The 26,577-nt window shown below is 70.7% G+C and carries 22 protein-coding genes; 15 read left to right on the forward strand and 7 right to left on the reverse strand.

All coding sequences use genetic code 11. The annotated features are described in order from the left end of the window. Positions 1-40 precede the first annotated feature (40 nt). From AC1DCT_RS00320 to AC1DCT_RS00335, 4 genes are all read right to left on the reverse strand, one after another. Positions 41-3,610 (reverse strand): error-prone DNA polymerase, encoded by a 3,570-nt coding sequence (locus AC1DCT_RS00320; protein WP_477426916.1) that lies wholly within the window; start codon positions 3,608-3,610, stop codon positions 41-43. Further along, entirely contained in the window at positions 3,610-5,160 is a 1,551-nt protein-coding gene (locus tag AC1DCT_RS00325; RefSeq protein WP_477426917.1) for a DNA polymerase Y family protein, read from the reverse strand. Before AC1DCT_RS00325 ends, AC1DCT_RS00320 begins: the two co-directional genes overlap by 1 nt. Next, positions 5,157-5,933, reverse strand: coding sequence for a hypothetical protein (locus AC1DCT_RS00330; RefSeq protein WP_477229284.1), 777 nt, complete (start codon positions 5,931-5,933; stop codon positions 5,157-5,159). The genes AC1DCT_RS00325 and AC1DCT_RS00330 overlap by 4 nt, the downstream gene beginning before the upstream one ends. 143 nt (positions 5,934-6,076) lie before the next feature. Beyond that, positions 6,077-6,526: a YybH family protein gene (locus AC1DCT_RS00335; RefSeq protein WP_477426919.1), complete on the reverse strand. Its 450-nt coding sequence runs from the start codon at positions 6,524-6,526 to the stop codon at positions 6,077-6,079. 112 nt (positions 6,527-6,638) lie between these two features. Here AC1DCT_RS00335 and AC1DCT_RS00340 point away from each other — a divergent pair, with 112 nt between their 5' ends. The 7 genes from AC1DCT_RS00340 (at position 6,639) to AC1DCT_RS00370 (ending at position 12,068) form a co-directional block, all read left to right on the forward strand. Continuing rightward, complete coding sequence (locus tag AC1DCT_RS00340; protein ID WP_441976954.1) at positions 6,639-7,493, forward strand: Rieske (2Fe-2S) protein; 855 nt, start codon at positions 6,639-6,641, stop codon at positions 7,491-7,493. A gap of 79 nt (positions 7,494-7,572) precedes the next feature. Continuing rightward, on the forward strand, positions 7,573-8,043 hold the full coding sequence (locus AC1DCT_RS00345) for a prepilin peptidase (protein ID WP_477426921.1): 471 nt from the start codon (positions 7,573-7,575) through the stop codon (positions 8,041-8,043). A gap of 78 nt (positions 8,044-8,121) precedes the next feature. Next, the gene (locus AC1DCT_RS00350; protein ID WP_440731411.1) at positions 8,122-8,334 is read left to right on the forward strand and encodes a response regulator; all 213 of its coding nucleotides are present in this window, start codon (positions 8,122-8,124) and stop codon (positions 8,332-8,334) included. Next, positions 8,327-8,941, forward strand: coding sequence for a CYTH domain-containing protein (locus AC1DCT_RS00355; protein WP_441976952.1), 615 nt, complete (start codon positions 8,327-8,329; stop codon positions 8,939-8,941). The genes AC1DCT_RS00350 and AC1DCT_RS00355 overlap by 8 nt, the downstream gene beginning before the upstream one ends. A 125-nt stretch (positions 8,942-9,066) precedes the next feature. After that, positions 9,067-10,221 (forward strand): type III polyketide synthase, encoded by a 1,155-nt coding sequence (locus tag AC1DCT_RS00360; protein WP_477426922.1) that lies wholly within the window; start codon positions 9,067-9,069, stop codon positions 10,219-10,221. Next, positions 10,211-10,933: a methyltransferase domain-containing protein gene (locus tag AC1DCT_RS00365; RefSeq protein ID WP_477426924.1), complete on the forward strand. Its 723-nt coding sequence runs from the start codon at positions 10,211-10,213 to the stop codon at positions 10,931-10,933. The genes AC1DCT_RS00360 and AC1DCT_RS00365 overlap by 11 nt, the downstream gene beginning before the upstream one ends. Next, complete coding sequence (locus tag AC1DCT_RS00370) at positions 10,920-12,068, forward strand: FAD-dependent oxidoreductase (RefSeq protein ID WP_441976949.1); 1,149 nt, start codon at positions 10,920-10,922, stop codon at positions 12,066-12,068. Before AC1DCT_RS00365 ends, AC1DCT_RS00370 begins: the two co-directional genes overlap by 14 nt. A 73-nt stretch (positions 12,069-12,141) precedes the next feature. Here AC1DCT_RS00370 and lpdA read toward each other — a convergent pair whose 3' ends face one another. After that, the gene (gene lpdA, locus AC1DCT_RS00375; RefSeq protein WP_441976948.1) at positions 12,142-13,539 is read right to left on the reverse strand and encodes a dihydrolipoyl dehydrogenase; all 1,398 of its coding nucleotides are present in this window, start codon (positions 13,537-13,539) and stop codon (positions 12,142-12,144) included. 115 nt (positions 13,540-13,654) lie between these two features. Between lpdA and AC1DCT_RS00380 the strand changes: the two genes are divergently transcribed. The 3 genes from AC1DCT_RS00380 to AC1DCT_RS00390 all read left to right on the forward strand — a co-directional run bounded on the left by AC1DCT_RS00380 (position 13,655) and on the right by AC1DCT_RS00390 (position 15,486). Then, positions 13,655-14,131 (forward strand): FHA domain-containing protein, encoded by a 477-nt coding sequence (locus tag AC1DCT_RS00380; RefSeq protein ID WP_440731417.1) that lies wholly within the window; start codon positions 13,655-13,657, stop codon positions 14,129-14,131. Next, the gene (gene ftsR / locus AC1DCT_RS00385) at positions 14,131-14,808 is read left to right on the forward strand and encodes a transcriptional regulator FtsR (protein ID WP_477426926.1); all 678 of its coding nucleotides are present in this window, start codon (positions 14,131-14,133) and stop codon (positions 14,806-14,808) included. The genes AC1DCT_RS00380 and ftsR overlap by 1 nt, the downstream gene beginning before the upstream one ends. Positions 14,809-14,940: 132 nt before the next feature. Next, positions 14,941-15,486 (forward strand): MerR family transcriptional regulator, encoded by a 546-nt coding sequence (locus tag AC1DCT_RS00390; RefSeq protein ID WP_440731419.1) that lies wholly within the window; start codon positions 14,941-14,943, stop codon positions 15,484-15,486. A gap of 86 nt (positions 15,487-15,572) precedes the next feature. On the opposite strand, the gene AC1DCT_RS00395 is transcribed toward AC1DCT_RS00390, so the two are convergent. Further along, positions 15,573-16,382, reverse strand: coding sequence for a ParA family protein (locus tag AC1DCT_RS00395; RefSeq protein WP_045252454.1), 810 nt, complete (start codon positions 16,380-16,382; stop codon positions 15,573-15,575). Between the two features lie 82 nt (positions 16,383-16,464). Here AC1DCT_RS00395 and AC1DCT_RS00400 point away from each other — a divergent pair, with 82 nt between their 5' ends. The 3 genes from AC1DCT_RS00400 (at position 16,465) to AC1DCT_RS00410 (ending at position 22,376) form a co-directional block, all read left to right on the forward strand. Next, the gene (locus AC1DCT_RS00400) at positions 16,465-19,878 is read left to right on the forward strand and encodes a pyruvate carboxylase (RefSeq protein WP_477426928.1); all 3,414 of its coding nucleotides are present in this window, start codon (positions 16,465-16,467) and stop codon (positions 19,876-19,878) included. 126 nt (positions 19,879-20,004) lie between these two features. Next, positions 20,005-21,885, forward strand: a complete 1,881-nt coding sequence (locus AC1DCT_RS00405) for a MinD/ParA family ATP-binding protein (protein ID WP_477426930.1) — start codon at positions 20,005-20,007, stop codon at positions 21,883-21,885. After that, complete coding sequence (locus AC1DCT_RS00410; RefSeq protein WP_440731422.1) at positions 21,885-22,376, forward strand: peptide deformylase; 492 nt, start codon at positions 21,885-21,887, stop codon at positions 22,374-22,376. Before AC1DCT_RS00405 ends, AC1DCT_RS00410 begins: the two co-directional genes overlap by 1 nt. A gap of 70 nt (positions 22,377-22,446) precedes the next feature. Here the strand turns inward: AC1DCT_RS00410 and AC1DCT_RS00415 are convergent, their stop codons facing one another. Continuing rightward, positions 22,447-24,303 (reverse strand): AMP-dependent synthetase/ligase, encoded by a 1,857-nt coding sequence (locus AC1DCT_RS00415; RefSeq protein WP_477426932.1) that lies wholly within the window; start codon positions 24,301-24,303, stop codon positions 22,447-22,449. Positions 24,304-24,443: 140 nt separating this feature from the next. On the opposite strand from AC1DCT_RS00415, the gene AC1DCT_RS00420 reads away from it, so the two are divergent. Further along, positions 24,444-25,148: a lysophospholipid acyltransferase family protein gene (locus AC1DCT_RS00420; RefSeq protein WP_440731424.1), complete on the forward strand. Its 705-nt coding sequence runs from the start codon at positions 24,444-24,446 to the stop codon at positions 25,146-25,148. 38 nt (positions 25,149-25,186) lie between these two features. Continuing rightward, a complete protein-coding gene (locus tag AC1DCT_RS00425; RefSeq protein ID WP_440731425.1) occupies positions 25,187-26,521 on the forward strand; it encodes a class II 3-deoxy-7-phosphoheptulonate synthase in 1,335 nt (444 codons plus the stop codon). Positions 26,522-26,577 lie beyond the last annotated feature (56 nt).

Genomic DNA, 26,577 nt, shown 5'->3' on the forward strand with positions numbered 1-26,577 from the left:
GCACCCGTCTCGTTCGGGAGCTCCGGGGCTCGATCCGCGCTCATTGGAAGTCCCGGGAATGATGCGTCACGCCCACCGCGAGCTGTTCGAACGCGTCGGCCAGCAGATTGGTGACGCCCTCGGGAGAGCGCTCCAGGACGCCGCGCACGATCAGCGCGGGTGACTCCCGGGCGATCCGGCGGTAGCGCAGCCACACGCCCTGGGTGCAGATGACGTTCACCAGACCGTGCTCGTCCTCGAGGTTGAGGAAGGTCACGCCGCCCGCCGTGGACGGGCGCTGCCGGTGGGTCACGAGGCCCGCCGTCTCGACCCGCCGGCCGTTCTCGTGGGTGCGCAGCGCGGAGGAGGACAGCACGCCGCGCGCGTCGAGCTCCGCGCGGAAGTGCGCGAGTGGGTGGTCATCGGTGGACACCCCGGTCGCCCAGAGGTCGGCGGTGAGGATCTCGTAGCTGGTCTGGTCGCCGAACAGCGGCGGCTGCACGGCGACCACCGTGTCGGGCAGATAGCGGGCGCGATCCTCCGCCGCGGAGCCGGCCAGCCAGATCGCCTCCCTGCGCTGCAGCCCGAGGGAGTCGAAGGCCCCGGCGGTGGCGAGGGCCTCCACCTGGGAGGCGGTGAGGTCGGTGCGGCGCACGAGATCGTTCAGGTCCCGGTACGGACCGTGGGACACGCGAGCGGCAACGATCCGCTCGGCCGTCTTCTCGCCGATCCCGGTGACGCCGGCAAGCCCCAGCCGCACGGCGAAGCGGCCGTCCCTGCGGTGCGCAAGGGTCTCGTCGGGGGCTTTCGGGTCGAACGGCGCAGCCTTCACACCGGGAGGCCGCGCGGGGAGCTGATGCACGCAGGCATCCAGGCCGGTGCGCCCGGTCGCCGCCGGATCCACAGGCTCGAGGGTCTCCGTCGCCCCGGAGCGCCGGATGTCGGGCCGGCGCACTTCGACCCCGTGCCGGCGGGCGTCGCCGGTGAGGGTCGCTGCCGAGTAGAACCCCATGGGCTGAGAGCGCAGCAGGCCCGCGAGGAACGCGGCGGGGTAGTGCAGCTTGAGCCAGGAGCTGGCGTACACGAGCAGCGCGAACGAGAGGGAGTGCGATTCTGCGAAGCCGAAATCGGAGAACGCCTGGATCTGCGCGTAGATGCGGTCCGAGGTCTCCTCGTCCAGTCCGTGCCGGCGCATGCCCGTATACAGGCTCTCCCTGATGCTGTCGATCTTCTCCAGGCCCCGCTTGGATCCCATCGCGCGGCGCAGGGTGTCGGCCTCGTCGGCGGTGCAGTCGCCGAGCGTGGTCGCCATCTGGATGAGCTGCTCCTGGAACACCGGGATGCCGAGCGTGCGACTCAGCACCGGCTCCAGCTTCGGATGCGCATAGGTGACGGTCTCCTGGCCCAGCTTGCGACGAACGAACGGATGCACCGCCCCGCCCTGGATGGGGCCGGGGCGGATGAGCGCGATCTGGATCGCGAGCTCGTAGAACTCCCGCGGCTGCAACCGGGGGAGCAGCCCCATCTGCGCGCGGGACTCGACTTGGAACACCCCGATCGTGTCGGCGCGGCAGAGCATGTCGTAGACCGCCGGCTCCTCCTTCGGCAGGGAGTCGAGCGTCCATTCCTCGCCGGTGGCGTCGCGGACCAGGTCGAAGCAGTGCCGCAGCGCGGAGAGCATCCCGAGCCCGAGCAGGTCGAACTTCACCAGGCCCATCCAGGCCGCCGCGTCCTTGTCCCATTGGATGACGGTGCGCTTCTCCATGCGGGCGTGCTCGACAGGAACGACCTCGCCGACCGGGCGCCGGGTGAGCACCATGCCGCCGGAGTGGATCCCCAGGTGCCGGGGTGCGCGCAGCAGCTCATCGGCATAGGCGACCACCTGCTCGGGGATGTCGTGGTCGGGGACGGGGCTCAGATCCAGCCCCCAGCGCTCCACCTGGCGCGACCAGGCGTCCTGCTGCCCCGGGGAATACCCCAACGCCCTGGCCATGTCGCGCACCGCGTTCTTCGGGCGGTACTGGATCACGTTCGCGACCTGCGCCGCGTTCTCCCGGCCGTACTCCTCGTACACCCACTGGATGATCTCCTCGCGCCGCCCCGAGTCGAAGTCGACGTCGATGTCGGGCTCCTCGGTGCGGGTCGTGGCGAGGAAGCGCTCGAAGGGTAGCCCGTACAGGATCGGATCCACGGCGGTGATGCCGAGCAGATAGCAGACCACGCTCGCCGCGGCCGATCCGCGGCCCTGGCAGAGGATCCCGCGGCGCTTCGCCTCGGCCACGATCCCGTGCACGATGAGGAAGTAGCCGGGGAAGTCCTTCTCCTCGATCACGTTCAGCTCCCGCTCGATGCGGCTCTTCCCCTCGTCGGTGAGCTCTTTCGGGGTGCCGTCGGGATAGGCCGAGGGCACGGCCGCCCAGACCAGCGCCCGCAGGTGACTCATCGGGGTCTCACCCGGGGGGACGCTCATCGTGGGCAGCGCAGGCTTGGCGCGGCGCAGCGGGAAGGCACAGGCCTCGGCGATCTCGAGGCCCGCCGCGATCGCCCCCGGGTAGCGGGCGAAGCGTGCCGTCATCTCCGCACCAGAGCGCAAGTGCGCTGTGCCGTGCGCGGGCAGCCAGCCCTCGAGCTCCCGCATGCTGCGGGTGGCGCGCACGGCGGCGATCGCCTCGGCGAGCTGGGCAGATTCCGGCGCGGCGTAGTGCACGTTGTTCGTCGCGACCATGGGCAGGCCGTGCCGGAGCGCGAGGGCGGCGAGGGCGTCGTTGCGCCGGCTGTCGAGCGGATCGCCGTGATCGATGAGCTCCACGGCGACCCTGTCGGTGCCGAACAGATCGACGAGGGTGAGCAGAGCCCGCTCCGCACCCTCCGGTCCCTCCCGTTCCAGGGCGCTGCGGACGCCGCCCTTGCGGCAGCCGGTGAGGATCGTCCAATGCCCCTCGGCGCGGTTCGCCAGCGACTCGATCTCGTAGAACGGCCGCCCCTTCTCGCCCCCGCGCAGCTGCGCCTCGGTGATCGCGGCGGAGAGGCGGTGGTAGCCCTCCTCGCCACGGGCCAGCACGAGCAGGTGCTCGCCGAGCGGATCCGGGAGGCCTCGGCGCTCCGGCGGTGGCCGCAGCCCCGCGCTCCCGCGCGGTCCGCGACCGTGCGCGTCGGGGCCGGGGAGCGACAGCTCCGCACCGAACACGGTCTGCAACGGCGGTCCGGGAGGCTCGGCGTCCTCCGGGGCCTCCGTTCTCGCGTTCTTCTCCGCCTGCGCCAGGGATTCGGCGGCCTCGGCGAAGCTCGCGGCGCCGTAGAAACCGTCGTGGTCGGTGATCGCGAGGGCCGTGAGCCCGAGCCGTTGCGCCTCGGCGATGAGGTCCTCGGGGGAGGAGGCGCCGTCGAGGAAGGAGTACGAGGAGTGCGCATGCAGCTCGGCGTAGGGGACGGCGTTCTTCGGACGCTCGATCCCGTTCAGCCGGATGGGCGGGCGCTTGTGCATGCGGGAGGGTGCGTCGATCGCGATCTGCTGATGCAGTCGCCCGTCGCCGTCCGTGGCTTCGCCGTCGCAGGCTCCGTCGCGGGGGGCCTTGCCGCTGAGGGTGCGCTCCAGCGCGGCCCACGACATGTCGGGGTTGTGGAAGCCCATCAGTGATACCTCCCTTCGGCCCACCACTGATCGCCCTGATGAAGCACCAGCCAGGCACGCTCCTGCACGTCGACGAGCTGCAGGCGCTCGCCGCGGAACGAGCCCGCGGGATCCCCGCGCCGATCCCGCACCGGCCAGGGGCCAGCCCAGGACAGCACCGCGCACGCGTCGACGGCCGCCGGCTCGGCGGTGAGCAGCCCGCGACCGTCGATGTCGACCGCGCTGCCATCGGCGGCGGTCACCGCGATCGGCCGCGGGGGGACGAACACCTCGGCCGGCAGCGGATCCGGCAGCTGCCCGGGCCAGGGCTGGTCCGCGGGCCGGGACGGCACCACTCGCTCGCCCCAGGGCGTCAGCTGCTGCCGGTCGGCGACGAGGCGCCCGCCGGCCACGACGGCGGTGACCACGCCCTCATGTCCGAGCAGGGTCTGCACGCGGGAGACCGCGTGGTGCAGCCGCTCGTCGGTGCCGGATCCGAACAGGCCCGGCTGATGGTGCGCGGCGTCATCGACGGCGACGGGGGCGATGCGCACCCGCACGATGCCGCGGAACCGGTGCGCCTCGTCATCGTCGCCGGTGGCGGCGGTCTCGGCTGCCAGCGACTCCAGCTGCCAGCGCACCCGGTCGACCAGGTCGGAGGCCTCGAAGCAGGTGGGATGCAGCCAGGTGCGCGAGGTCACCTGCTCGTCGTCGTCTGTGAGGTCGATGCGCACCTCGGTGCACACCAGCGAGGCCCTCGCGAGGGCGAGGATCACGGCGTCGGCGCTCTGCCGGACGGCGAACGCGATCTGGTCGGACTGCCCCAGGGGGGACTCGAACTCGACCTCCGACACGAGCTCCGGATCCGGTGGGCGCGGCACGACGGGGCGGGAGTCCGCGCCCGCCGCCAGGGCGTGCAGACGCGCTCCATGTTCGCCGAAACGTGCGCGCAGCCGTTCCGCACCGAGGGCGGTGAGCTCGCCGAGGGTGCGTACGCCGAGGCGGAGCAGCAGCGCGGTCACCTCCGGATCCTGCAGGGCCTGCACGGGCAGCGGGGCGAGGAAAGCAGCGGAGGCGCCTGCACCGACTACGAGCACCGGATCCGCGCCGCGCGCCGCGAGCTCGGCGGTGAACGGCCCGTCCGCGATCCCGATCCGCACCTCGGGGTGCCCCTCTTCCTCGAGGCGGGCGTGCAGAGCGCGCGCCGCCTCGACCTCTCCGCCGTGGAAGCGCGCGACACCGCGGGCCCGGAGCAGCGCGAGCCCCGGCCGGAGCAGCTGCGCCCCCGGGGCCTGCTCCTCGATCAGACGCAGGACGGGCAGGAACGCCCGTTCGTCCCTGGCCGGATCCGCGGGCAGGATGCGCAGGTTCGGCAGCAGTCCCTGTGCCTCTCTGCGGCGCTGTCCGATCCGCACGCCGTGGGCGCGTGCCGCCGCGCTGCAGGCGATGACCCTGTTCGCATGCAGGATCGCCGCGGGCTCGCTGGCTTCGGCGCCTAGGGCTGCGCGCAGCGGCCAGTCCGGGAACCACAGCACGATCACCCGGACCGGCTCCCGTGTCGCGCCGCTCATCCCGCCACCGCCAGGAGCGCGGGTGCGTCGGCGAGCGGACGCGGGGCGACGTGCATGGACGGGAGCGGGATGAGGCGGGGTGCCGTGGGCGCGACGGCCTCGACCATGCCGTGCATCCCCGGCAGGCGCACCCGCACGCTCTGCGGCGCAGGGGAGCGCCGGGTGCGCGCGGTGACCGTCACCTCGCACTCCTCCAATGCGCCCCAACCGGATCCGAGCCCACGCCAGTGCGGGTCATGCACCTGGAGGGAGCCTTCGCTCTGCGGCCAGACGAGAGGGGCGCCGGCGGCCCCGGAGACGACCAGCAGCGTGCAGCCGCGATCGCGGAGCCTGGCGCTCAGCCGGCTCAGCTCCGCATCCCGCACCGCGGAGGAGGGGCGGATCGCGATGAGCGGGATCACCTCGCTCAGCGCCGAGACCACGGAGAGCCAGCGCGGCCCAGGGGCGGGGACGAGGAGGAGGCGGTCCAGATCCACGCCATGCCCGGCCAGCGCCTCCACGCCCAGGGTGGGCATGCCGACGGCCGCGCACCATGCACCGGTGCGCGAGGCGCCGGCGAGCAGCGCCCCGATGAGCCCGGGGGAGGGGGAGAGCGCATACGTCGTGCCGACCTGCAGGCCCCCTTCGGGGAGGATCGGCTCGAGGGGAGGGGGCACCGGGATCAGCGGCAGGTCGCTCCGGCGGCGCTGCATGCGGGTGATCTCGCGGCGCAGTCTCAGCACATCCTCGGCGCGGGTGTCGGCGTCGGGGGCGATCATGGAAGCGAGCGTCATCCCCATGACTCCATTCTCGAAGATCTCTTCTAATACTGCAACAGCAGAGACGACGATAACTCGTACATCCGACATGGATGCCGAGAGCGGGAGAAGGGGCGGGACGGATCCGTCCGCCGTCAGGCAGACAGCGATCCGCATCGTCACACGACGGGGTGAGCCTCCTGGCGCACGTCCTCGTGCAGGTGCGCGATGCGCAGCGAGTCGTCCGCCTGGCGCAGCAGCACGGCGGTGTTGCGCGACAGCTCGGGGGAGATAGCGGCGCCGTGCTCGTCGATCCCGTCCACCCGCAGCAACCAGGTCGCGACGAGGACGCCACCGACCGCGCGCACGCGGAGATCCTCGATGGTCAGAGAGGTCTCCGTCCAGGCCGGTGCGCTCTGATCCTCCGCGGCGCCTCTGCGTCGGCCGCGGAGGGTCGCGAGTTCCTCGAGTCCTGTCACCAGGGGTTCGGAGGCGGAGTCGAAGATCGTCACGTCCTCCGCCAGCAGAGCGTCGATCGCCGCGGAGTCGCCGCGCAGATAGTCGTCGTACATCCCCGTCAGCAGGCGATGCACATCGTCATGCGGCAGGGGATGGGCGCTCTCATTCATCGCGGCGAGGCTATCAGCTTGCGCAGCACAGCCCGCCTGTCAAGCCGTTGACCCTCGCTCAGCGCGAAGGTAGACAGGAGGCTTCGACCACACGGTGCGGAGGAGAGATCCCATGCGAGTGACAGCGGCGATGCAGTCCCTGATCCGGACGATCGGGAAGACCAAGGGACTCGATCCCGCGGCGGAGAAACTGAGCGGCTGGGTCGACGCCGCCACCCGCTCCACGCCTGTGAAGAACGCGCTCTCCGGATCCTGGCTGGGCCATCAGGTCCATCCGATGCTCACGGATCTGCCGATCGGAGCATGGGGTGCGGCCACGGTGCTCGATCTCACCGGGGCGGACCCGGCGGCGTCCCGCCGCCTCGTCGGCCTCGGCATCCTCGCCTCCGCGCCGACGGCGGCGGCGGGCGCCTCCGACTGGTCGGCCCTGCACGGCCCCGCGAAACGGGTCGGGCTGATCCATGCCGCCGCGAACGCGACGGCCTCCGTGCTGCAGATCACGTCCTGGCTCGTGCGCCGGCGCGGCCACCACGGCGCGGGTGCGGCGCTCAGCCTGCTCGGGCTCGGCCTCACCCTGGGATCGTCGTACCTGGGCGGGCATCTCTCCTTCGTCCGCGGCGCCGGTGTGAACCATACGGCGTTCCAAGGCTCGGTGCGGCGCTGGACCGACGTGGGCGCCGACGCCGATCTCGCCGAGGGCGCCCGGTCACGGGTGCTGGTGGGCGGCGTTCCGGTGCTGCTCATCCGTGTGAACAGCGATCTGCACGCGATCTCCGCCGTCTGCAGTCACGAGGGCGGCCCACTCGACGAGGGCAAGCTCGGGGCGGACGGCTGCATCACCTGCCCGTGGCACGGCAGCAGGTTCCGCATCGAAGACGGCTCGGTGCAGCGAGGCCCCGCGAGCGTGCCGCAGCCGCGCTGGGAGGCGAAGGTCGAGGACGGGCGGATCCTGCTCCGCTCTGCCTGACCGGAGTCGCGCCGACGTTCTGGGCGGAGTTGTCCACAGCCCGCTCACGGGCATCGCGCCGATCTTCTACCGTCGGGGTGTGGATCTCACCGCTGTCGTCGTCGTGCTGGCGCATCTCGTGCTGCTCGGGATCGGGGTCTGGCTGATCGCCATCGACATCACGTCGCACCGGCTCCCCGACCGGATCGTGCTGCCGACGCTCGCGGGCGCCCTCCTGCTCGCGCTCGCCGGAGCGGTGTTCGCGGACGCGGGCGCGCGACTGCTCGGCGCGCTGTGGGGGATGCTGATCCTCGGCGGCTTCTATGCGCTGCTGCGGATGCTGAGCCGTGAGGGCATGGGCGGCGGAGACGTGAAACTCGCCGCACTCATCGGGGTGGTCCTGGGCTGGCACGGGTGGCAGGCGCTCCTCATCGGCGCGACGGCGGCCTTCGTGCTGGGCGCCGTGCACGCGCTCGGGCTCATCGTGCTCCGCCGGGCGACCGGCTCGACGCACATCGCGTTCGGGCCGTGGATGATCGTGGGCGGAGCACTCGGTGTGGCCGTGGCATGAGAACCTCTCGCGACCCCCGCGTGAACAACGCCGCACGAGGATCGCATCCGACGGGTGGCCGGGGATTAGGGTGAGCACATGGCACTCGCACGGCTTCACGGCGGCCCGCTGGACGGGCAGATCATCCCTCTCGGATCGGCGGACGACGAGATCGCCGTCCCCTACAGCGAGACGCTGCTCGTCTACAACCGGCGTGGCGAGCCGACGCACACCGGCGAGCACGACGGCCCGACCGAGTACCAGTACTGGTACCAGGGATCCCAGGACGACCTCAATCCCTCGGATGTCTGAGCCGTCCCGCACCGTCGAGGTCGAGCGCAAGTACGACGTCGACGACAGCACTCCGCTGCCGTCGTGGGATGCGGTCCCCGGTGTGGACCTCGTGACCGAGGGCGAGGCCCGCGCTCTGGACGCCCGCTACTTCGACACGGCCGCGGGCGACCTCGCCCGCGCCGGCGTCGCCCTGCGGCGGCGCACCGGAGGGCCGGACGAGGGATGGCATGTGAAGGGTCCCCGCAGCGGCGACGGCCGCGTCGAGCTCGGCTGGCCGCTCGGCGAGGGGGACGAGATGCCGTCCGCGGTCGCGGAGATCATCGCCCAGTGGACGACGCATCCCGTCCTCCCGCTCGCACGTATCGAGAACGCCCGCACCGCCTACCTGCTCATCGGTCGCGGCGGCGTGGTGGCCGAGTTCGTGGACGATCGCGTCCGCGGCACCGACCTGCGTCGGGGCGGTCAGCGGGAATGGCGCGAGTGGGAGATGGAGCTGGGCCCCGCGGCTCCGGCAGACGAAGAAGGCCGGCTGGCTTTCTTCCGGGCCGTGGAGCAGGCGGTCATCGCCGCTGGCGGCCGGAAGTCGCCCTCCGGATCCAAGCTCGGTCGCGCCCTCGGGTTCTGAGCGGAAGCGTGGCAGTTCTCCGGATCCGCTGAGACCTTCGTCGCCCGATCCGGGCGGTGTCGCAGAGTCCGAGCGGGATCCGCAAGACCCTTCCCGCGACGCGGACAGCATGCTTGAGTGGCACCATGAGCAGCCCCGCGGTGCTGAGGTCCCTGCAGACGGTCGTCCCGGACACGGTCCTTCATCAGAGCGAGGTGCGCGACGTCTTCGCCGCGCAACCGGGCCTGAGTCGGCTGGCCCGCCGCATCGTCACAGCCTCGTTCGACGGATCAGGCATCGACACCCGCCGCACCGTGCTCAGCGAGCTCACGCTGGCCGAGACGGACGCGGATCCGGTCTTCTTCGACCGCACCACCGGTGACCTGCTCTCCCCGGGCACCGGAACCCGCAACGACGTCTACGTCCGCGAAGCGACGCGGTTGTTCGTCGCCGCCGCCCGCGCCGCCCTCGACGCCGACCCCGAGATCGCCGCCGCCGACATCACGCACGTGGTCACGGTCTCCTGCACGGGCTTCCATGCCCCGGGCCCGGAGTACGAGATCGTGCGAGCGCTGGGTCTTCCGGAATCGGTGCAGCGCTACCACCTCGGCTTCATGGGCTGCTACGCCTCGATGCCGGCGCTGCGGGTGGCGAGCCAGTTCTGCGCCGCGGATCCGGACGCCGTGGTGCTGGTGGTCAGCGTCGAGCTGTGCACCCTGCACCTGCGTTCCTCGGAGAACCCGGACCTGATCGTCGCCTCCTCCCTGTTCGCCGACGGGGCGGCGGCCGGCATCGTCACGGCACGTCCGTCCGCCGCCGCCGGGCTGCGCCTGGACCGGTTCCACACCGCGATCGCCCCGCAGGGGGAGAAGGACATGGCGTGGACCATCGGGGACCACGGCTTCGAGATGATCCTCTCCACCGCGGTGCCGCAGATCATCGGAGAGACGATCATCGATGCGCTGCGCCCGCTGTACGCGGGGGAGCTGGAAGCGTCGTTCCAGGACGGCAGGATCGGCGAGGAGGTGCGGCACTGGGCGATCCACCCGGGTGGGCGCAGCATCCTCGACCGCGTCCAGGACCGCCTCGCTCTCAGCGACGTGCAGCTGCACCCGGCCAGGGAGACGCTGCGGACGCACGGGAACATGTCCAGTGCGACGATCCTGTTCGTGCTGCGGCGGATCCTGGAGGAGGAGGGGGCGCATCGCGGCGAACGCGTCTCGGCGATGGCTTTCGGGCCCGGCCTGACCGCGGAGAGCGCGCTGATGACCGTCGTCGGCGCCGAGGGCGATGGGCGCTGACCTGTCCGCACGCGCCGTCGACCTGCGCGAGCTGATGGACGACCCGCGGGCGGATCCGCAGACACTGGAACGCACCTACCGGCGCTTCGGCGCGGTGAACGCCGTGGTGTCCCGCGTCGGTGCGCTGTATCGGCGCGACATCCGGCCGCGGGCCAGGGCAGGGCGGGTGCGGATCCTGGACGTCGGCGCGGGAGGCGGGGACCTCTGCCGCGCGCTCGCGGCGCGGCTCGCCAGAGACCGGCTCGCCGCCGAGATCATCGCGTTGGATGCCGACGAGCGGGCCACGGCCTGGTCGGCCGCGCAGGACGATGATGCCGGGGTGGTCTACCGGTGCGCGTTCGTCGCCGACCTGGTCAGGGCCGGAGAGTCCTACGACATCGTGGTGTCCAACCACATGCTGCACCACCTGGACCCGGCGGAGCTGCAGCAGATGCTCGCCGACACCGCGTACCTCGCCGGTGGGGCAGGGCTCGTGGTGCATCGAGACATCGCGCGCAGTCGTGCCGCGTACATCCTGTTCGCGGCGGGGACATGGCCCTTCGCCGGGAATCTGCTCGCGGGATCCTTCATCCGCGCCGATGGGCTGACCAGCATCCGTCGGTCCTACACGCCCGCCGAACTCGCGGCCGTCGCCCCGGCGGGCTGGATCGTGCGGCGCGGGCTGCCCGCGCGGCTGGAACTGCGGCGCGAGCCGGGCGATGTCCGATCCTGACGGGCCGCTGGTCAGGACCACGCTGCACGATCATGAGGTCGTGATCGTCGGCGCCGGTCCTGTCGGGCTGCTGCTGGCCTGCCTGCTCGCCCAGGACGGCGCCGACGTGTTGGTCTGCGAACGCCGCCGCGGCGACGACCTGCGCAGCCGGGCGATCGGGATCCATCCGCCCGGCCTGGAGCTGCTCGACCGCGCAGGCGTGGGCGAGGCGGTCCGAGCCGAGGCCCTGACGCTCGAAGGCGGCGACGTGCTCAGCCGCGGTCGGATCCTGGCGGCCCTGACCTTCCCCGAGTCGCGCCGCGTGCGCGTGCTCCCGCAGCAGCGCACCCACGCCCTGCTGCGGGATCGGCTGGAAACGCTGTCCGCCGGGACTCTGCGCTTCGGCTGCACCGCCGGTGCCGTCCGGGACGAGGGCGACTTCGTGCGGCTGGCGGTCGACCGGCCGGCCGGCCGCCTGGAGATCACCGCAGCGTTCGTGGTGCTCGCGGACGGCGTGCACAGCGCCCTGCGCCGAGAGCTCGGCCTGGGCTGGCGGCGCCGCCCGGGGCGCGCCGCGTACGCGATGGCGGACGTGCCCGATCTCGCGGGAGACGCCCGCGCGCGGCTGCACTGCGAGCCCGGCGGGCTCGTGGAGTCGTTCCCGCTGCCGGGCGGGATGCGGCGGTGGGTGCTGCGATCCGACAGCGTGCACACGGCGGCGGAGTTGCGTGCGGCGATCGCAACGCGGATCGGGCAGGATCCGGAGATCAGCGACGACACCCCGCCGACCCGTTTTGTCGCGACCCAGCACCTGGCGCGCACGTTCGTCCGCGGTCGCGTTGCGCTGCTGGGCGACGCCGCGCACGAGATCAGCCCGATCGGCGGCCAGGGGATGAACCTCGGCTGGGTGAACGCCGGTCGGCTGGCCGCGGCGCTGCGCGCGGCGCTGACCGAGGGCGGGGCTGACCTCGGCGACTACGCACGTCGCGCGGCCCGATCCGCCCGCACGGCCCAGCGGCGCAGCGCGTTCTACATGTCGATGGGCGCCCCCGCGCAGGGCGTTCCGCTCGGGGCGAGGGAGACGCTCATCCGGACCCTGGGCTCCGCGCCGCTGCGTCCGTGGGCGGCCGGCCTGGTGACGATGCGCGGCCTCTGACCACACCGAGCGGAGACGACAGAGGGCCGGTCACGCGCATGGCGTGACCGGCCCTCTGTCCGATCGGATCCGATCAGAGGTTGATCATGTGGCCCGCGAGGCCGTGGAACGCCTCCTGCAGCGCCTCCGACAGCGTCGGGTGCGTGTGCACGTTGCGAGCGGCCTCGAGCGCCGTGAGGTCCCACTTCTGCGCGAGGGTCAGCTCGGGCAGGAGCTCGGACACGTCGGGGCCGATCAGGTGGCCGCCGATGAGCTCGAGGTGCTCCGCGTCCGCGATCAGCTTGACGAAACCGACCGGCTCGCCCAGGCCGTTCGCCTTGCCGTTCGCGCTGAACGGGAACTTCGCGACCTTGATCTCGCGACCCTCGGCCCTGGCCTGCTCCTCGGTGAGGCCGAAGCTGGCCACCTGCGGCTGGCAGAACGTGGCGCGCGGCATCATGCGGTAGTCGCCCAGGGTCATCGTCTCGGCCTTGCCGATGGTCTCGGCGGCGACGACGGCCTGCGCCTCGGCGACGTGCGCGAGCTGCAGCTTGGCGGTGACGTCGCCGATCGCGTAGATGCCCTCGACGTTGGTGCGCATGTGGTCGTCGATGTCGATCGCGCCGCGCTCGGTGAGCTTGACGCCCGTGTTCTCCAGGCCGTAGCCGTCGACGTTCGGAGCGAAACCGACCGACATGAGGACCTTGCCGGCGGTGATCTCGCCGGGCTGGCCGTCGCGGGTCTCGTAGGTGACGTGCACGGACGAGCCGTTGTCGGTGACGGTCTTCACCGCGGTCGAGGTGAGGATGTCGACGCCGAGCTTCTTGTACTGCTTCTGGATCTCCTTGGAGACCTCGACGTCCTCGTTGGGCAGCGCCCTGTCGAGGAACTCGATGATGGTGACCTTCACGCCGTAGTTGGTCAGCACGTAGCCGAACTCCATGCCGATCGCGCCGGCGCCGACGATGACGATCGACTCGGGCAGGTCGCGGGTGAGGATCTGTTCCTCGAAGGTGACGACGTTGTCGCTCAGCTGCACGCCCGGCAGTAGGCGGACGGTGGATCCGGTCGCGATGATGGCGTTGTCGAACGTGACCTCTTCGGTCGTGCCGTCGGACTTGGCCACGGAGATCGCCTTCGGGCCCGTGAAGGTGCCGCGGCCGTCGTACTCGACGACCTTGTTCTTCTTCATCAGGAAGTGGATGCCCTTGACATGGGTGTCCGCGACCTTGCGGCTACGGTCGAATGCGGCGCCGAAGTCGAAGTGCACGTCACCCGAGATGCCGAAGAACTCGGCCTTGTGGTTGAACGTGTGCGCGATCTCCGCGTTCTTCAGGAGTGACTTCGAGGGGATGCACCCCACGTTGAGGCAGATGCCGCCCCAGTACTTCTCCTCGATGATGGCGGTGGAAAGGCCGAGCTGGGCGCTGCGGACGGCGGCGACGTAGCCGCCGGGGCCAGCGCCGAGGATGACGACGTCGTAGTGTGGCATGCTCCCAGCCTATCGCCCGCGCGAGCGGGCTCGGGCAGGTGAGACAGCCCCGGATCCGGCTCCCGGGGGCCGCGCGCTTCCGATAGGCTGGAACGCCAGAGGAGGGGGAGAAACAGTGACTGAGAACGACGTTCCCGAAGGCGCCGTCCGCCGCGGCGGTGAGCCCCTGCACGACACCACGCAGACGTTCGGGCACGACTCCGACCTGTCGTTCGTCCCGTTCGGCGCCGAGCTGACCGAGGTCGAGCAGGCGGCGATCGCCGCGCTCCCCTCGGGTTCCGCGCTGCTGCTGGTCCGTTCCGGCGCGCTCGCCGGTGCCCGCTATCTGCTCGACACGGCGGTGGCGACGGTCGGACGTCATCCTGAGGCGGACATCTTCTTCGATGACGTCACGGTCTCCCGGCGGCATGCGGAGGTCATCCGCACCGGCACCGCGTTCGAGATCGTCGATCAGCGTTCGCTGAACGGCACGTACGTGAACGGCGAGCGGGTCGATCGCAGCGAACTGCGAAACGGCTACGAGGTGCGCGTCGGCAAGTTCCGGCTGAACTTCTTCGCCTCACCCGTGGATCTCGCGCAGGCGAACGACTGATGGCGGCGTCGGCCGCCGAGCGTTCTGCCCCCACCGGGTTGCTGAGCATCGGCCAGGTGCTCGCACGTCTCACGCCGGAGTTCCCCGACGTACGCGCCTCCAAGCTCCGGTTCCTGGAGGAGAAGGGGATCGTCAACCCCGTGCGCACCGCGTCCGGGTACCGCAAGTTCTCCGCGGCCGACCTGGAGCGGATCCGCGTCGCGCTGACGCTGCAGCGCGACCAGTACCTGCCGCTCAAGGTCATCCGCGAGCACCTCGACGCGCTCGACGAGTCCGGCGGCTCGCCGGAACTACCCGCATCGATCGTGCAGGGTCCGCGCCGGTACCGCCGCGACGAGCTGGTCCACGCGGCGGGTGCGTCGCACGCCCTCCTCGGCGACGCGGTGTCGAGCGGCATGCTTCCGGCGGCCGAGACCTACCCCGAGTCCGCGGTGTCGCTGCTGCGCGCGCTGGCGGCGCTGGACGGCCACGGCATCGGGCCGCGCCACCTGCGTCCGCTGCGGCAGAGCGCCGAGCGCGACATCGCCCTGGTCCAATCGGCGCTGTCTGCGCTGCTGCGCCGCACCGACACTCCGTCGCGGGCGCGGGCCAGCGAGATGGCCCCCGAACTGGCGTCCCGTCTGGACGAGGTGCGTTCGCTCCTGGTCAAAGACGGCATCGGCCGGCTGCTGTCGTAACGAACTGATTGCGACACACCCCCTTGTCGGGACGGATGTCGTTGTCGGGGGGTCCGCGCTGTTCTAGCGTGGAGTCATCGACTTTCAGGTTGTGGTTGAAGGATGCTGTGCCTTCAGGATGAGGAGGATGCCATGAGCGCCGAGGAACGGGGCGATGCACCGTCGTTCGGAGACGATCTCCTCTTCACCGACGGACTTCCCGCGATGGACGACGAGGTCGGCTACCGCGGCGCCGTGGCCGCCCGTGCGGCGGGCATCACGTACCGCCAGCTGGACTACTGGGCGCGCACCGAGCTGGTCGTCCCGACCGTGCGCGGCGCGAGCGGATCCGGATCCCAGCGCCTGTACGGCTTCCGCGACATCCTCGTGCTCAAGCTCGTCAAGGAGCTGCTCAACACCGGCATCTCGCTGCAGCAGATCCGCACCGCCGTCGATCAGCTCAGGGCCGCCGGCATCCGCGACCTCGCCGGCACCACCCTCATGAGCGATGGCGCCTCGGTCTACCTGTGCACCTCGAACGACGAGGTCATCGACCTGCTGAGCCGAGGCCAGGGCGTCTTCGGCATCGCCGTGGGCAAGGTCTTCCACGAGGTCGAGGCGACGCTGGTCGAGTTCGATGCGCTCGTCGCCGAGCCGGCGGACGACCTGGCCGCGCGCCGCGCCCGTCGCACCGCCTGACCGCACGGGAACAGCAACGACGAGAGCCGGCCCCCTCGGGGACCGGCTCTCGTCGTATCGGGGCTCTTGCGAACCGCCGAGTCCGCTCAGACGCGGGTGTCGTCGGGCAGGGCGATGCGCCCGGTGCGGATCACCCTGTCCAGCAGCGTGTCGAAGTCGGCGGCGAGTTCCTGCGCGGAGTCGCCGGGCCAGATGTGCAGCGGCTTCGCGGCGCCCTGCGCCTGCTGCAGCGATGTGCGCTCCGGCAGCTGCGGCGAGAGCACGAGCGGGCCGAACATGTCGCGCAGCTCCTTGATGCGGAACTGGTGCTCGATGGACTGCGGGCGCACGCGGTTGACCACGATGCCGAGCGGCTGCAGCCGGGGGGAGAGGCCGCGGCGGATCTCCTCGATCGCGCGCAGGGCGCGGTCCGCGGCGGCGACCGAGAACAGGCCCGGCTCGGTGACCACCATGACGCGATCGCTCGCGGCCCACGCGGTGCGGGTGAGCGCGTTCAGCGACGGGGCGCAGTCGATCAGCACGAGGTCGTAGTCGGCCTCGACGGCGGCCAGCGCCTCCTCGAGCTTCCACACGTCGCGCACGCTCGGGTGCGGGCCGTCGAAGTTGATCGCCGACGGGCTGCCGATGAGCACGTCGATCGTCCCGGGGTGCACCTTCGCCCAGCCGGAGGATGTGATGGCCTGGCGGACCACCTTCTCCTTGGGGTTGGCCAGGACGTCGGCGATGTTGAGCCGGCCGGCGACCTGGATGTCCATGCCGGTGGAGACGTCGGACTGCGGGTCGAGATCGACCACGAGGGTCCGGACGCCGCGGGCGAACGCCGCCGAAGCGAGGCCGAGGGTCACGGTCGTCTTTCCGACACCGCCCTTGAGGGAACTGACGCTGAGTACGTGCACGGACACCACGTTACCTTCCTCTAGGCTGAGGACACACTCAGCCCCCGATGCGCGTCGCTGCGCCCCCAGTGTTCGAGGTGCCATGTTCCAGAAGATCCTTGTGGCCAATCGTGGAGAGATCGCGATCCGGGCCTTCAGAGCCGCGTTCGAGGTGGGGGCGAAGACGGTCGCCGTCTTCCCCTGGGAAGATCGCGGATCCATCCACCGCCAGAAGGCGGATGAGTCGTATCAGATCGGGGAGGTCGGGCACCCGGTGCGGGCCTACCTCGACGTCGAGGAGATCATCCGCGTCGCGCGGGAGTGCGGCGCCGACGCGATCTACCCCGGCTACGGCTTCCTCTCGGAGAACCCGGAGCTGGCGGCACGCGCCGCCGAGAACGGGATCGCCTTCATCGGCCCGCCGGCGCACGTGCTGGAGATGGCCGGCAACAAGGTGACGGCGAAGCAGCATGCGGTCGCAGCCGGCGTGCCGGTGCTGCGTTCGACCGACGCGTCCGACGACGTCGACGAGCTCGTCGGACAGGCTGCCGACATCGGCTTCCCGATCTTCGTCAAGGCCGTGGCCGGCGGCGGCGGACGCGGCATGCGCCGGGTCGAGTCGATCGGGGAGCTGGCGCCGGCGCTGGCCGAGGCCATGCGCGAGGCCGGGAGCGCCTTCGGTGACGCGCGAGTGTTCCTCGAGCAGGCGGTGCAACGGCCCCGGCACATCGAGGTGCAGGTGCTCGCGGACGGCACGGGGCACACGGTGCATCTGTTCGAGCGCGACTGCTCGGTGCAGCGTCGTCACCAGAAGGTGATCGAGATCGCTCCGGCTCCGAACCTCGATGACGGAATCCGCACGGCTCTGCACGGCTACGCCGTCGCCTTCGCGAAGTCCATCGGCTACGAGAACGCGGGCACGGTCGAGTTCCTGCTGGAGACGGCAGGGGAGCGCGCGGGTGAAGTCGTGTTCATCGAGATGAACCCGCGGATCCAGGTCGAGCACACCGTGACCGAAGAAGTCACGGACGTCGACCTCGTGCAGTCGCAGATCCGGATCGCCGCCGGGGAGACGCTGGCGGATCTGGGCCTGGACCAGGACAGCATCCAGCTGCGCGGCGCCGCGCTGCAGTGCCGGATCACCACGGAGGACCCGGCGCAGGGATTCCGTCCCGACACCGGCCGGATCACGACCTACCGCTCGCCCGGCGGTGCCGGCATCCGCCTCGACGGCGGCACCACGGCCGCCGGCTCGCAGATCAGCCCGCACTTCGACTCGATGCTCGCGAAGCTGACCTGCCGTGGCAGGGACTTCCCTGCGGCGGTGGCCCGGGCGAAGCGCGCTCTTGCCGAGTTCCGGATCCGTGGCGTCGCGACGAACATCCCGTTCCTGCGCGCCGTGCTCAACGACCCGGCGTTCGTCGCCGGAGACGTGTCGACGCTCTTCATCGAAGAGCGGCCTGAGCTGCTCACGACCAACCCCTCGAGGGACCGGGCCACGCGTCTGCTGAACTGGCTCGGCGACGTCACGGTGAACAGGCCGTACGGCCAGAAGCCGTTGTCGCCCTCGCCCGGGAGCAAGCTCCCGAAGATCGATCTGAGCGTCGAGCCGCCCGCAGGAGCCCGTGAGCGTCTGCTCCGGCTGGGACCGGCCGGGTTCGCCCGCGCGCTGCGCGAGCAGACCGCGCTCGCCGTGACGGAGACGACCTACCGCGACGCGCACCAGTCGCTGCTCGCGACGCGGGTGCGCACCCGGGATCTGGTGCGAGTCGGCCCGCACGCGGCGCGCATGACGCCGCAGTTGCTCTCGATCGAGGCATGGGGCGGCGCGACCTACGACGTCGCGCTGCGCTTCCTCGCGGAGGACCCGTGGGAGCGCCTGGAGGCGCTGCGGAAGGCGATCCCCAACATCCCGCTGCAAATGCTGCTGCGCGGGCGCAACACGGTCGGGTACACGCCGCGGCCGGTCGAGGTGACGAACGCGTTCGTGCGTGAGGCCGCGACGACCGGGATCGACGTCTTCCGCATCTTCGACGCGCTCAACGACGTGTCGCAGATGCGGCCCGCGATCGACGCGGTGCTGGAGACCGGCACCGCGGTCGCCGAGGTGGCGCTCTGCTACACCGGCGATCTGCTGGACCCCGCGGAGCAGCTCTACACCCTGGACTACTACCTGCGCCTCGCGGAGCAGATCGTGGACTCCGGCGCGCACATCCTCGCGATCAAGGACATGGCGGGCCTCCTCCGCCCCGCGGCGGCGGCGCGCCTCGTGTCCGCGCTGCGCGAGCGGTTCGACCTGCCCGTCCAGGTGCACACGCACGACACCGCCGGCGGGCAGCTCGCGACGCTGCTGGCCGCCAGTGCGGCGGGAGCGGACGCCGTGGACGCCGCGGCGGCGCCGATGTCCGGCACGACGAGCCAGCCGTCGCTGTCGGCCCTCGTGGCGGCTCTCGCGCACACCGAGTGCGACACCGGGCTGGATCTGCAGGCGATCGGCGACCTGGAGCCGTACTGGGAGGGCGTGCGCCAGCTCTACCGCCCCTTCGAGTCAGGACTGGCCGCACCCACGGGCCGCGTGTACCACCACGAGATCCCCGGAGGGCAGCTGTCCAACCTGCGCCAGCAGGCCATCGCCCTGGGCCTCGCGGACGACTTCGAGCGCATCGAGGACATGTACGCGGCGGCGGACCGGATCCTCGGCCGGATCCCCAAGGTGACCCCCTCGTCGAAGGTCGTCGGTGATCTCGCCCTGGCTCTCGTCGCGGCAGGAGCGGACCCCGCGGACTTCGAGCAGAATCCGCAGAACTACGACATCCCCGACTCCGTGATCGGCTTCATGGCCGGCGAGCTGGGCGATCTGCCCGGCGGATGGCCGGAGCCGTTCCGCACGAAGGTGCTGGCGGGGCGGAAGGTCTCGATCGACGTGGTCCCGATCTCCGAAGACGAGCAGCGCGCACTCGACGGAGAGAGCCTGGAACGGCGGCAGACGCTGAACCGTGTGCTCTTCCCCGGGCCGGCCGCGGAGTTCGAGCGCAATCGCGCGGCATTCGGAGACCTGTCCGCGCTGGGCACGCCCGATTACCTCTACGGCCTCGTGCCTGGTGAGGAGCACGTCGCGGAGATCGACCCCGGGGTGCAGCTCTATGTGGGGCTCGAGGCGATCGGCGAAGCGGACGAGAAGGGCTTCCGCACGGTCATGACCACGCTGAACGGCCAGCTCCGGCCGGTGTTCGTGCGGGATCGCTCCCTCAAGGTCGATGTGCGTGAGGTCGAGAAGGCGGACACCTCCAAGCCTGGTCAGGTGGCTGCCCCGTTCTCGGGCGTGGTGACGCTGAAGGCCGAGGCAGGACAGGCGGTGAGCGCCGGCGAGGCGATCGCCTCCATCGAGGCGATGAAGATGGAGGCGGCGATCACGGCACCCGTGGACGGCGTCGTGGAGCGCCTTGCGATCGGCGCCACCCAGCAGGTCGACGCCGGCGATCTCCTGGTCGTGATCCGCCCGTCGCACACCGACTGAGAGCCGCGGAGGGCGTCCGCGATGGACGCCCTCCGGCCCGGTCCGCCGCGTGGGGGCGCGGCGATGTGCACTAACCTTGGGCGTTGTGATGCGCGCCGACAGGGCGTATCACGGGGGAGAAGCATCATGAGCACAGAACGCAGGAATACACAGAACGAAGAGGCCGAGGACGCTCTCGGCGTCCTCGACAGCACCGGCGCCATCGGCACGGCGGACATCGGGCTGCTCGGCGAGTCGACCGCACAGGTCCCCGTCGCGCTGCCGGTCCCGGACGACGATGATCTCGTCGACGACGACGTCACCGATGGGGAGGCGTTCGCCGACCTCGTGCTCGACGCCGATCCCGCCGACCTCGTCCGAGGGGACGACGGCATCGGGAGGATCCATCAGGGCGCAGGCATCTCGGACATCGTGATCGAGATCCCGGCGGTCGCGGCCGAGGAGGTCGTGGTCGCTGAGCTCGTCGAAGATGCAACGGCGCGGGACCATGACGTCGCCGGCGGGGTCGAGGGCGATGCCTCCGGGTCCGCGGATCCGTCGCCGCAGGCGGCGGCCTCCGACGAGCCCGCGGTGCAGGAGGACGCGCCTGCCGAGGAAGCAGCTGTCGAGGATGTGGCTGCCGAGGAAACGGTCGTGGATCCGATCGACGACCAGGTCGATGCCCCGGACTTCGACACCGCCTTCGACGGCACCGCCTTCGACGGGATCGCCGAGGACGTGAACGCCGGCGAGGTCGAGTTTCCGGTCGACGATGATGCGGAGGCGGTCGAGGTGGGCGAGCATGCCGAGCCTGTCGCCGACGTCGAAGCCGAGGAGGACACCGGCGCCGTCGCCGACCACGAAAGCTCCGTCGAGCCCGTTGTCGCGTCGGTCGTGCCGGCGGAGCTGGTGCTCCACGCCGTGGACGGGACGAGCCCCGCGCCGGTCCGGGCGCTCGATGTGAACACCGCGCCGACCGTCGCTGCGGCGGCGACGGAGGAGGAGGAGATCATGACCGACGACCACGCTCGCGCGTCCGACCCCGACCTCACCTCGCGTCGGCTGGATCAGCTCGGCGACCGGGAGCGGGAGAGCGCGGACCTGCTCACGGCCGACCGGTTGCTGGATGCGAGCAGGCTCGCGGGCCCGGAGCCGGAAGGGCTGTGGAGCCACCTGCTCTACACGGTGTCCGGCCGCCGTATCAACCTCGGCGACGGCAAGCGCGCCCAGCAGCGCAAGGCGCTGAGCGCGCGCATCGCCTCGCCGCTGTCCGGGACGGCCCGGTTCGTCCCGGTGCTGAGCCGAAAGGGCGGCGTCGGCAAGACCACGGTGACGGCGCTGCTCGGTATGGCACTCGCCGATGCGCGGGAGGACAGGGTCATCGCCGTCGACGCGAACCCCGACCGCGGCACCCTCGCCGATCGCATCGCGCGCACCAACAGCAAGACCGTGCGTGACCTGGTGCGCATCCACGATCAGGTCACCGGCTATCACGACATCTCCGCCGTGGTATCGCGCGACGCCACCCGCCTTGATGTGCTGGCATCGGACGCCGATCCCCGGGTCTCCGAGGCGTTCAATGACGAGGACTACGACCAGGTCGCCTCGGTCGCGGCGCACTACTACTCGCTCGTGCTCACCGACACCGGCACCGGCATCGTCCATTCGGTGATGGGCGCGATCCTGGACCGCGCGGACACGCTCGTGATCGTCGCCGGACTCAGCGTCGACGAGGCGCGGCTCGCATCCGAGACGCTCACCTGGCTCGAGGCGAACGGCTATGCCGCCAAGGTCCGCGATGCCGTCGTGGTGCTCAACCAGTCCACTCCGGGGTCCCCCATGGTGCGTCTGGGCGAGCTGGAGGCGCATTTCCGCACTCGAGTCGCGCACGTGCTGCGCCTCCCGTACGACGCCCGCATCGCGGCGGGAAGCGCGATCACCTTCGCAGCGCTGCAGCCGGAGACGCGCCAGGCGGCGCGGGAGCTGGCCGCGATCGTGGTCGAGGGCCTGAGGGCGCAGGCGGCCTGATGGCGGTCCGTGAGATCCGGCTGTTCGGAGACCCCGTGCTGCGCACGGTGTGCGCCGAGATCGGCACCATCGACGACGGCGTGCGCGCTCTCGTCGCCGACCTGGTCGACAGCGTCGAGCTCCCCGGGCGCGCCGGGGTCGCCGCCCCTCAGATCGGCGTGGCGCTGCGTGCGTTCAGCTACAACATCGACGGCGACATCGGCTACGTGCTGAATCCCGTGCTGGTCGAGGTGCGCGGCGACCCGGTGCCCACCGGCGAGGGCTGCCTGTCCGTGCCCGGCCTCTGGCACGACGCGCTGCGCCATCCGTGGGCGCGCGTCGAGGGGATCGACCTCGACGGCGAGCCCGTGGTGCTGGAGGGGGAGGGGCTCCTCGCCCAGGCTCTGCAGCACGAGACCGACCACCTGGACGGCAAGGTGTACCTCTCCCGGCTGGATCCGGAGACCCGCAAGATCGCCATGCGCGAGGTGCGCGAGAGCTCCTGGTTCTGAGAGCACCTGGTTCTGAACGCATGAGGAAGGGCCCCGGGAAGCCCCGGGGCCCTTCCTCATGCGCCTGCCGTCAGCCCAGCGGCACCGTCGTGGTCGCGGTGGTCTCGTTGTAGATCGCGGCGACCTGCGGGGCGAAGTCCTTCATGATGACGTTGCGCTTGATCGAGAGCTTGGGCGTGAGGTGCCCGCTCGCCTCGGTCCACTCCGAGGGCAGGATCGTGAACTTGCGGATCGACTCGGCACGGGACACGCGGGTGTTGGCGACGTCGATCGCGCGCTGCACCTCGGCGCGGACCGCGTCGTTCGCGGCGGCGTCGGCGAGCGACATGTCCGCGGGGAGCCCGTTGTTCGCCAGCCAGGTCGGCAGCATCTCGGGATCGAGCGTGACCAGTGCCGCGATGTACGGCTTCTGGTCGCCGACGACGACCACCTGGCCGACGATCGGGTTGGCGCGGATCGGATCCTCGAGCGCGGCGGGGGAGACGTTCTTGCCGCCCGCGGTGACGATGATCTCCTTCTTGCGGCCGGTGATCGTCAGGAACCCCTCGTCGTCGAAGGAACCGAGGTCGCCGGTGCGGAACCAGCCGTCGTGGAACGCGGCCTCGGTGGCCTCGGGGTTGTTCCAGTACTCCTTGAAGACGTTGACGCCGCGCACCTCGATCTCGCCGTCGTCGGCGAGGCGGATGCCGACTCCGGGCAGCGCGGGACCGACAGTGCCGATCTTCGACTTGTCCGCCAGGTTGACCGTGGCGGGGGCGGTGGTCTCGGTGAGGCCGTAACCTTCCAGGATCACCACGCCGAGGCTGTGGAAGAAGTGGCCCAGGCGTGCGCCGAGCGGCGCGGATCCGGAGATCGCATACTGGATGTTGCCGCCCATCGCCTCGCGCAGCTTCGCGTAGACGAGCTTGTCGAACAGCGCGAACTTGATCTTCATGCCGAGCGGGATCTTCGCCCCTTCCTCGACGAGGCGGGAGTGCTCGATCGCGGTCGCCGCAGCGGCGCGGAAGATCTTGCCCTTGCCGCCGGCCTCTGCCTTCTGCTCGGCGGAGTTGTACACCTTCTCGAACACGCGCGGCACGGCGAGCAGGAAGGTGGGCTTGAAGGACCCGAGCGCCGGGAGCAGCTGCTTGGTGTCGGGCTGATGCCCCGTGCGCACGCCGGCGTGGATGTCGAGGATCGAGATGAACCGGGCGAACACGTGCGCCGTGGTGATGAACAGCACGGTCGATGCGCCCTGGATCGAGACGACGTCATCGAGCGACTTCGCGGCGTTGCGGGACAGCTCCACGAAGTTGCTGTGCGTGAGCACGCAGCCCTTGGGCCGCCCGGTCGAACCCGAGGTGTAGATGAGGGTGGCGATGTCCGCGCCGTTCGCGATGACGCGGCGGCGTTCGATCTCCTCGTCGGGCACCTCGGTCCCCTTGGCGGTGAGCTGGGCGATCGCGCCGAGGTGCATCTGCCACACCTCGCGGACCAGCGGCAGGTCGCCGCGCACCTCGTCGAAGCGGGTGAAGTGCTCGGGCGACTCGACCATGAGCGAGATCGCTGCCGAGTCCTCCATGATCCACTGGATCTGCGACGGGGAGCTGGTCTCGTAGATCGGAACCATGACGGCACCGGCGTAGAACAGCGCGAAGTCCACCAGCGTCCACTCGTACGTCGTGCGGGCGAGGAAGCCCACCTTCTCGCCGGGCTGGATTCCGGCGGCGACGAATCCCTTCGCGAGGGCGATCACGGCGGTGCGGAACTCGGCCGCGGTGATGTCGCGCCATCCGGCGCCGTCCGGCACCGAGAACAGAGCGAGGTTCGGGGTCTTCTGCACCCGCTGCTCGAGGAGGTCGGTGATGTTGTCCTCGGGTGCGGCTTTCACGATCGCGGGGACTTCGAACTGGACCACGGCAACTCCTTCGGGGCCGGACGCGTACATGCTTCCCAGGAGTCTATGCCATGCGGCGCCTGGGGTCTGGGCATCATGCGTGAGATTCAGTCGCACGATCGGTGAAACTGCGTCGCAAGCAAAGAACCCGCCTCTCGTCCTCATCCCGGTAGCGGGATAGACTGCGGGCGATGATCTACTGGTTCATGAAGTACATCGCCATCGGCCCCCTGGTGAAGGCGATCTTCCGTCCGTGGATCGTCGGCAGAGCGCATGTGCCGGTGACGGGTGCCGCGATCATGGCGAGCAACCATCTGTCCTTCTCCGACTCGATCTTCCTGCCGCTGATGCTGGATCGGAAGATGTCCTTCCTCGCCAAGAGCGACTACTTCACAGGCCGCGGGCTCAAGGGCTGGGCGACGCGGATGTTCATGAAGGGCACGGGGCAGCTGCCCATCGACCGCTCGGGAGGCAAGGCCTCCGAGGCCTCACTGAACACCGGGCTGGGGGTGCTCGGGCGCGGCGACCTGCTGGGGATCTATCCCGAGGGCACCCGCAGCCCCGACGGAAAGCTGTACCGAGGCCGTACCGGCATCGCGCGGATGGCGCTGGAGGCGAAGGTCCCGGTGATCCCCGTGGTGATGGTCGACACCGACATCGCGATGCCGACCGGGCAGCGCATCCCAAAGATCATGCGCGTGGGCATCGTCATCGGGGAGCCGCTGGACTTCTCCCGGTATGCGGGCATGGAGAACGACCGCTACATCCTGCGCTCGGTGACGGACGAGATCATGATCGCCCTGCAGCGGCTGGGCGAACAGCACTACGAGGACGTCTACGCCTCGACCGTCAAGGACCGCCTCGCCGCACAGGCGTCATCCGCGCGGGCTTCATAGAGCGATCCGTACCCGTCCCCGCACCCTAGGATGGGGGGATGCCTCAGCCTCTCGACCTCGACTCGTGGCGCGCCCTCCCGATCAAGCAGCAGCCGCAGTGGCCTGACGCCGAGCGCGTCGCCGAGGTCTCCTCGCAGATCGCGGCGCTCCCGCCGCTCGTGTTCGCCGGCGAGGTGGACAACCTCCGCGAGCGCCTCGCCCGCGCGGCGTCCGGGCAGGCGTTCCTGCTGCAGGGCGGCGACTGCGCCGAGACCTTCGCCGGCGCCACCGCCGACCAGATCCGCAACCGCATCAAGACCGTGCTGCAGATGGCGGTCGTGCTGACGTACGGTGCGTCCATGCCCGTGGTGAAGATGGGGCGCATGGCCGGGCAGTTCGCCAAGCCGCGCTCGAGCGACACGGAGACCCGCGGCGACGTGACGCTGCCCGCATACCGCGGCGACATCGTCAACGGCTACGACTTCACCGAAGGCTCCCGCGAGGCGAACCCGGCGCGACTGCTGCAGGGGTACCACACCGCGGCGTCGACGCTGAACCTGATCCGCGCGTTCACCCAGGGCGGCTTCGCGGATCTCCGCGAGGTGCACTCCTGGAACCAGGGTTTCGCGAAGAACCCGGCCAACCAGCGCTACGAGCGCATGGCGGCCGAGATCGACCGCGCGATCAAGTTCATGGAGGCGGCGGGCGCCGACTTCGACGAGCTGAAGCGCGTCGAGTTCTTCACCGGCCACGAGGGCCTGCTGATGGACTACGAGCGGCCGATGACGCGCATCGACTCGCGGACCCTGACGCCGTACAACACCTCCGCGCACTTCCTCTGGATCGGTGAGCGCACCCGCGAGCTGGATGGCGCGCACGTCGACTACTTCTCCAAGGTCCGCAACCCCATCGGGGTGAAGCTCGGTCCCACCACGACGACCGACACGGCGCTGGCCCTCATCGACAAGCTCGACCCGAACCGCGAGCCCGGCCGGCTCACGTTCATCACCCGCATGGGCGCCGGCAAGATCCGCGAGGCGCTGCCGCCGCTGCTGCAGGCCGTGAAGGATTCCGGTGCGCAGCCGCTGTGGGTCACGGATCCGATGCACGGCAACGGCATCACCACGCCGACCGGGTACAAGACCCGTCGCTTCGACGACGTGGTCGACGAGGTCCGCGGGTTCTTCGAGGCGCACCGCGCCGTCGGCACCTTCCCCGGCGGCATCCACGTGGAGCTCACCGGCGATGATGTCACCGAGTGCCTGGGCGGATCCGAGCAGATCGACGAGGCCGCCCTCGCGACCCGGTACGAGTCGCTGTGCGACCCGCGCCTGAACCACATGCAGTCGCTCGAGCTGGCCTTCCTCGTCGCCGAGGAGCTCGAGAAGCGCTGACGCCCGTTCGAAGGCCCGGCCCCCGCGCAGCGGTGCCGGGCCTTCGCCGTACCGGC

The organism is Microbacterium sp. 10L49 (genome assembly GCF_056395125.1).

Excerpts from the sequence above, each read along its gene's own strand:
- AC1DCT_RS00320 (WP_477426916.1), bottom strand. The coding sequence starts at position 3,610 with ATGGGCTTCCACAACCCCGACATGTCGTGGGCCGCGCTGGAGCGCACC.
- AC1DCT_RS00410 (WP_440731422.1), top strand. The coding sequence starts at position 21,885 with ATGGCGGTCCGTGAGATCCGGCTGTTCGGAGACCCCGTGCTGCGCACG.
- AC1DCT_RS00360 (WP_477426922.1), top strand. The coding sequence starts at position 9,067 with ATGAGCAGCCCCGCGGTGCTGAGGTCCCTGCAGACGGTCGTCCCGGAC.
- AC1DCT_RS00400 (WP_477426928.1), top strand. The coding sequence starts at position 16,465 with ATGTTCCAGAAGATCCTTGTGGCCAATCGTGGAGAGATCGCGATCCGG.
- AC1DCT_RS00340 (WP_441976954.1), top strand. The coding sequence starts at position 6,639 with ATGCGAGTGACAGCGGCGATGCAGTCCCTGATCCGGACGATCGGGAAG.
- AC1DCT_RS00355 (WP_441976952.1), top strand. The coding sequence starts at position 8,327 with ATGTCTGAGCCGTCCCGCACCGTCGAGGTCGAGCGCAAGTACGACGTC.
- AC1DCT_RS00405 (WP_477426930.1), top strand. The coding sequence starts at position 20,005 with ATGAGCACAGAACGCAGGAATACACAGAACGAAGAGGCCGAGGACGCT.
- AC1DCT_RS00350 (WP_440731411.1), top strand. The coding sequence starts at position 8,122 with ATGGCACTCGCACGGCTTCACGGCGGCCCGCTGGACGGGCAGATCATC.
- AC1DCT_RS00390 (WP_440731419.1), top strand. The coding sequence starts at position 14,941 with ATGAGCGCCGAGGAACGGGGCGATGCACCGTCGTTCGGAGACGATCTC.
- AC1DCT_RS00365 (WP_477426924.1), top strand. The coding sequence starts at position 10,211 with ATGGGCGCTGACCTGTCCGCACGCGCCGTCGACCTGCGCGAGCTGATG.
- lpdA (WP_441976948.1), bottom strand. The coding sequence starts at position 13,539 with ATGCCACACTACGACGTCGTCATCCTCGGCGCTGGCCCCGGCGGCTAC.
- ftsR (WP_477426926.1), top strand. The coding sequence starts at position 14,131 with ATGGCGGCGTCGGCCGCCGAGCGTTCTGCCCCCACCGGGTTGCTGAGC.
- AC1DCT_RS00420 (WP_440731424.1), top strand. The coding sequence starts at position 24,444 with ATGATCTACTGGTTCATGAAGTACATCGCCATCGGCCCCCTGGTGAAG.
- AC1DCT_RS00370 (WP_441976949.1), top strand. The coding sequence starts at position 10,920 with ATGTCCGATCCTGACGGGCCGCTGGTCAGGACCACGCTGCACGATCAT.
- AC1DCT_RS00425 (WP_440731425.1), top strand. The coding sequence starts at position 25,187 with ATGCCTCAGCCTCTCGACCTCGACTCGTGGCGCGCCCTCCCGATCAAG.
- AC1DCT_RS00415 (WP_477426932.1), bottom strand. The coding sequence starts at position 24,303 with ATGTACGCGTCCGGCCCCGAAGGAGTTGCCGTGGTCCAGTTCGAAGTC.
- AC1DCT_RS00325 (WP_477426917.1), bottom strand. The coding sequence starts at position 5,160 with ATGAGCGGCGCGACACGGGAGCCGGTCCGGGTGATCGTGCTGTGGTTC.
- AC1DCT_RS00330 (WP_477229284.1), bottom strand. The coding sequence starts at position 5,933 with ATGACGCTCGCTTCCATGATCGCCCCCGACGCCGACACCCGCGCCGAG.
- AC1DCT_RS00335 (WP_477426919.1), bottom strand. The coding sequence starts at position 6,526 with ATGAATGAGAGCGCCCATCCCCTGCCGCATGACGATGTGCATCGCCTG.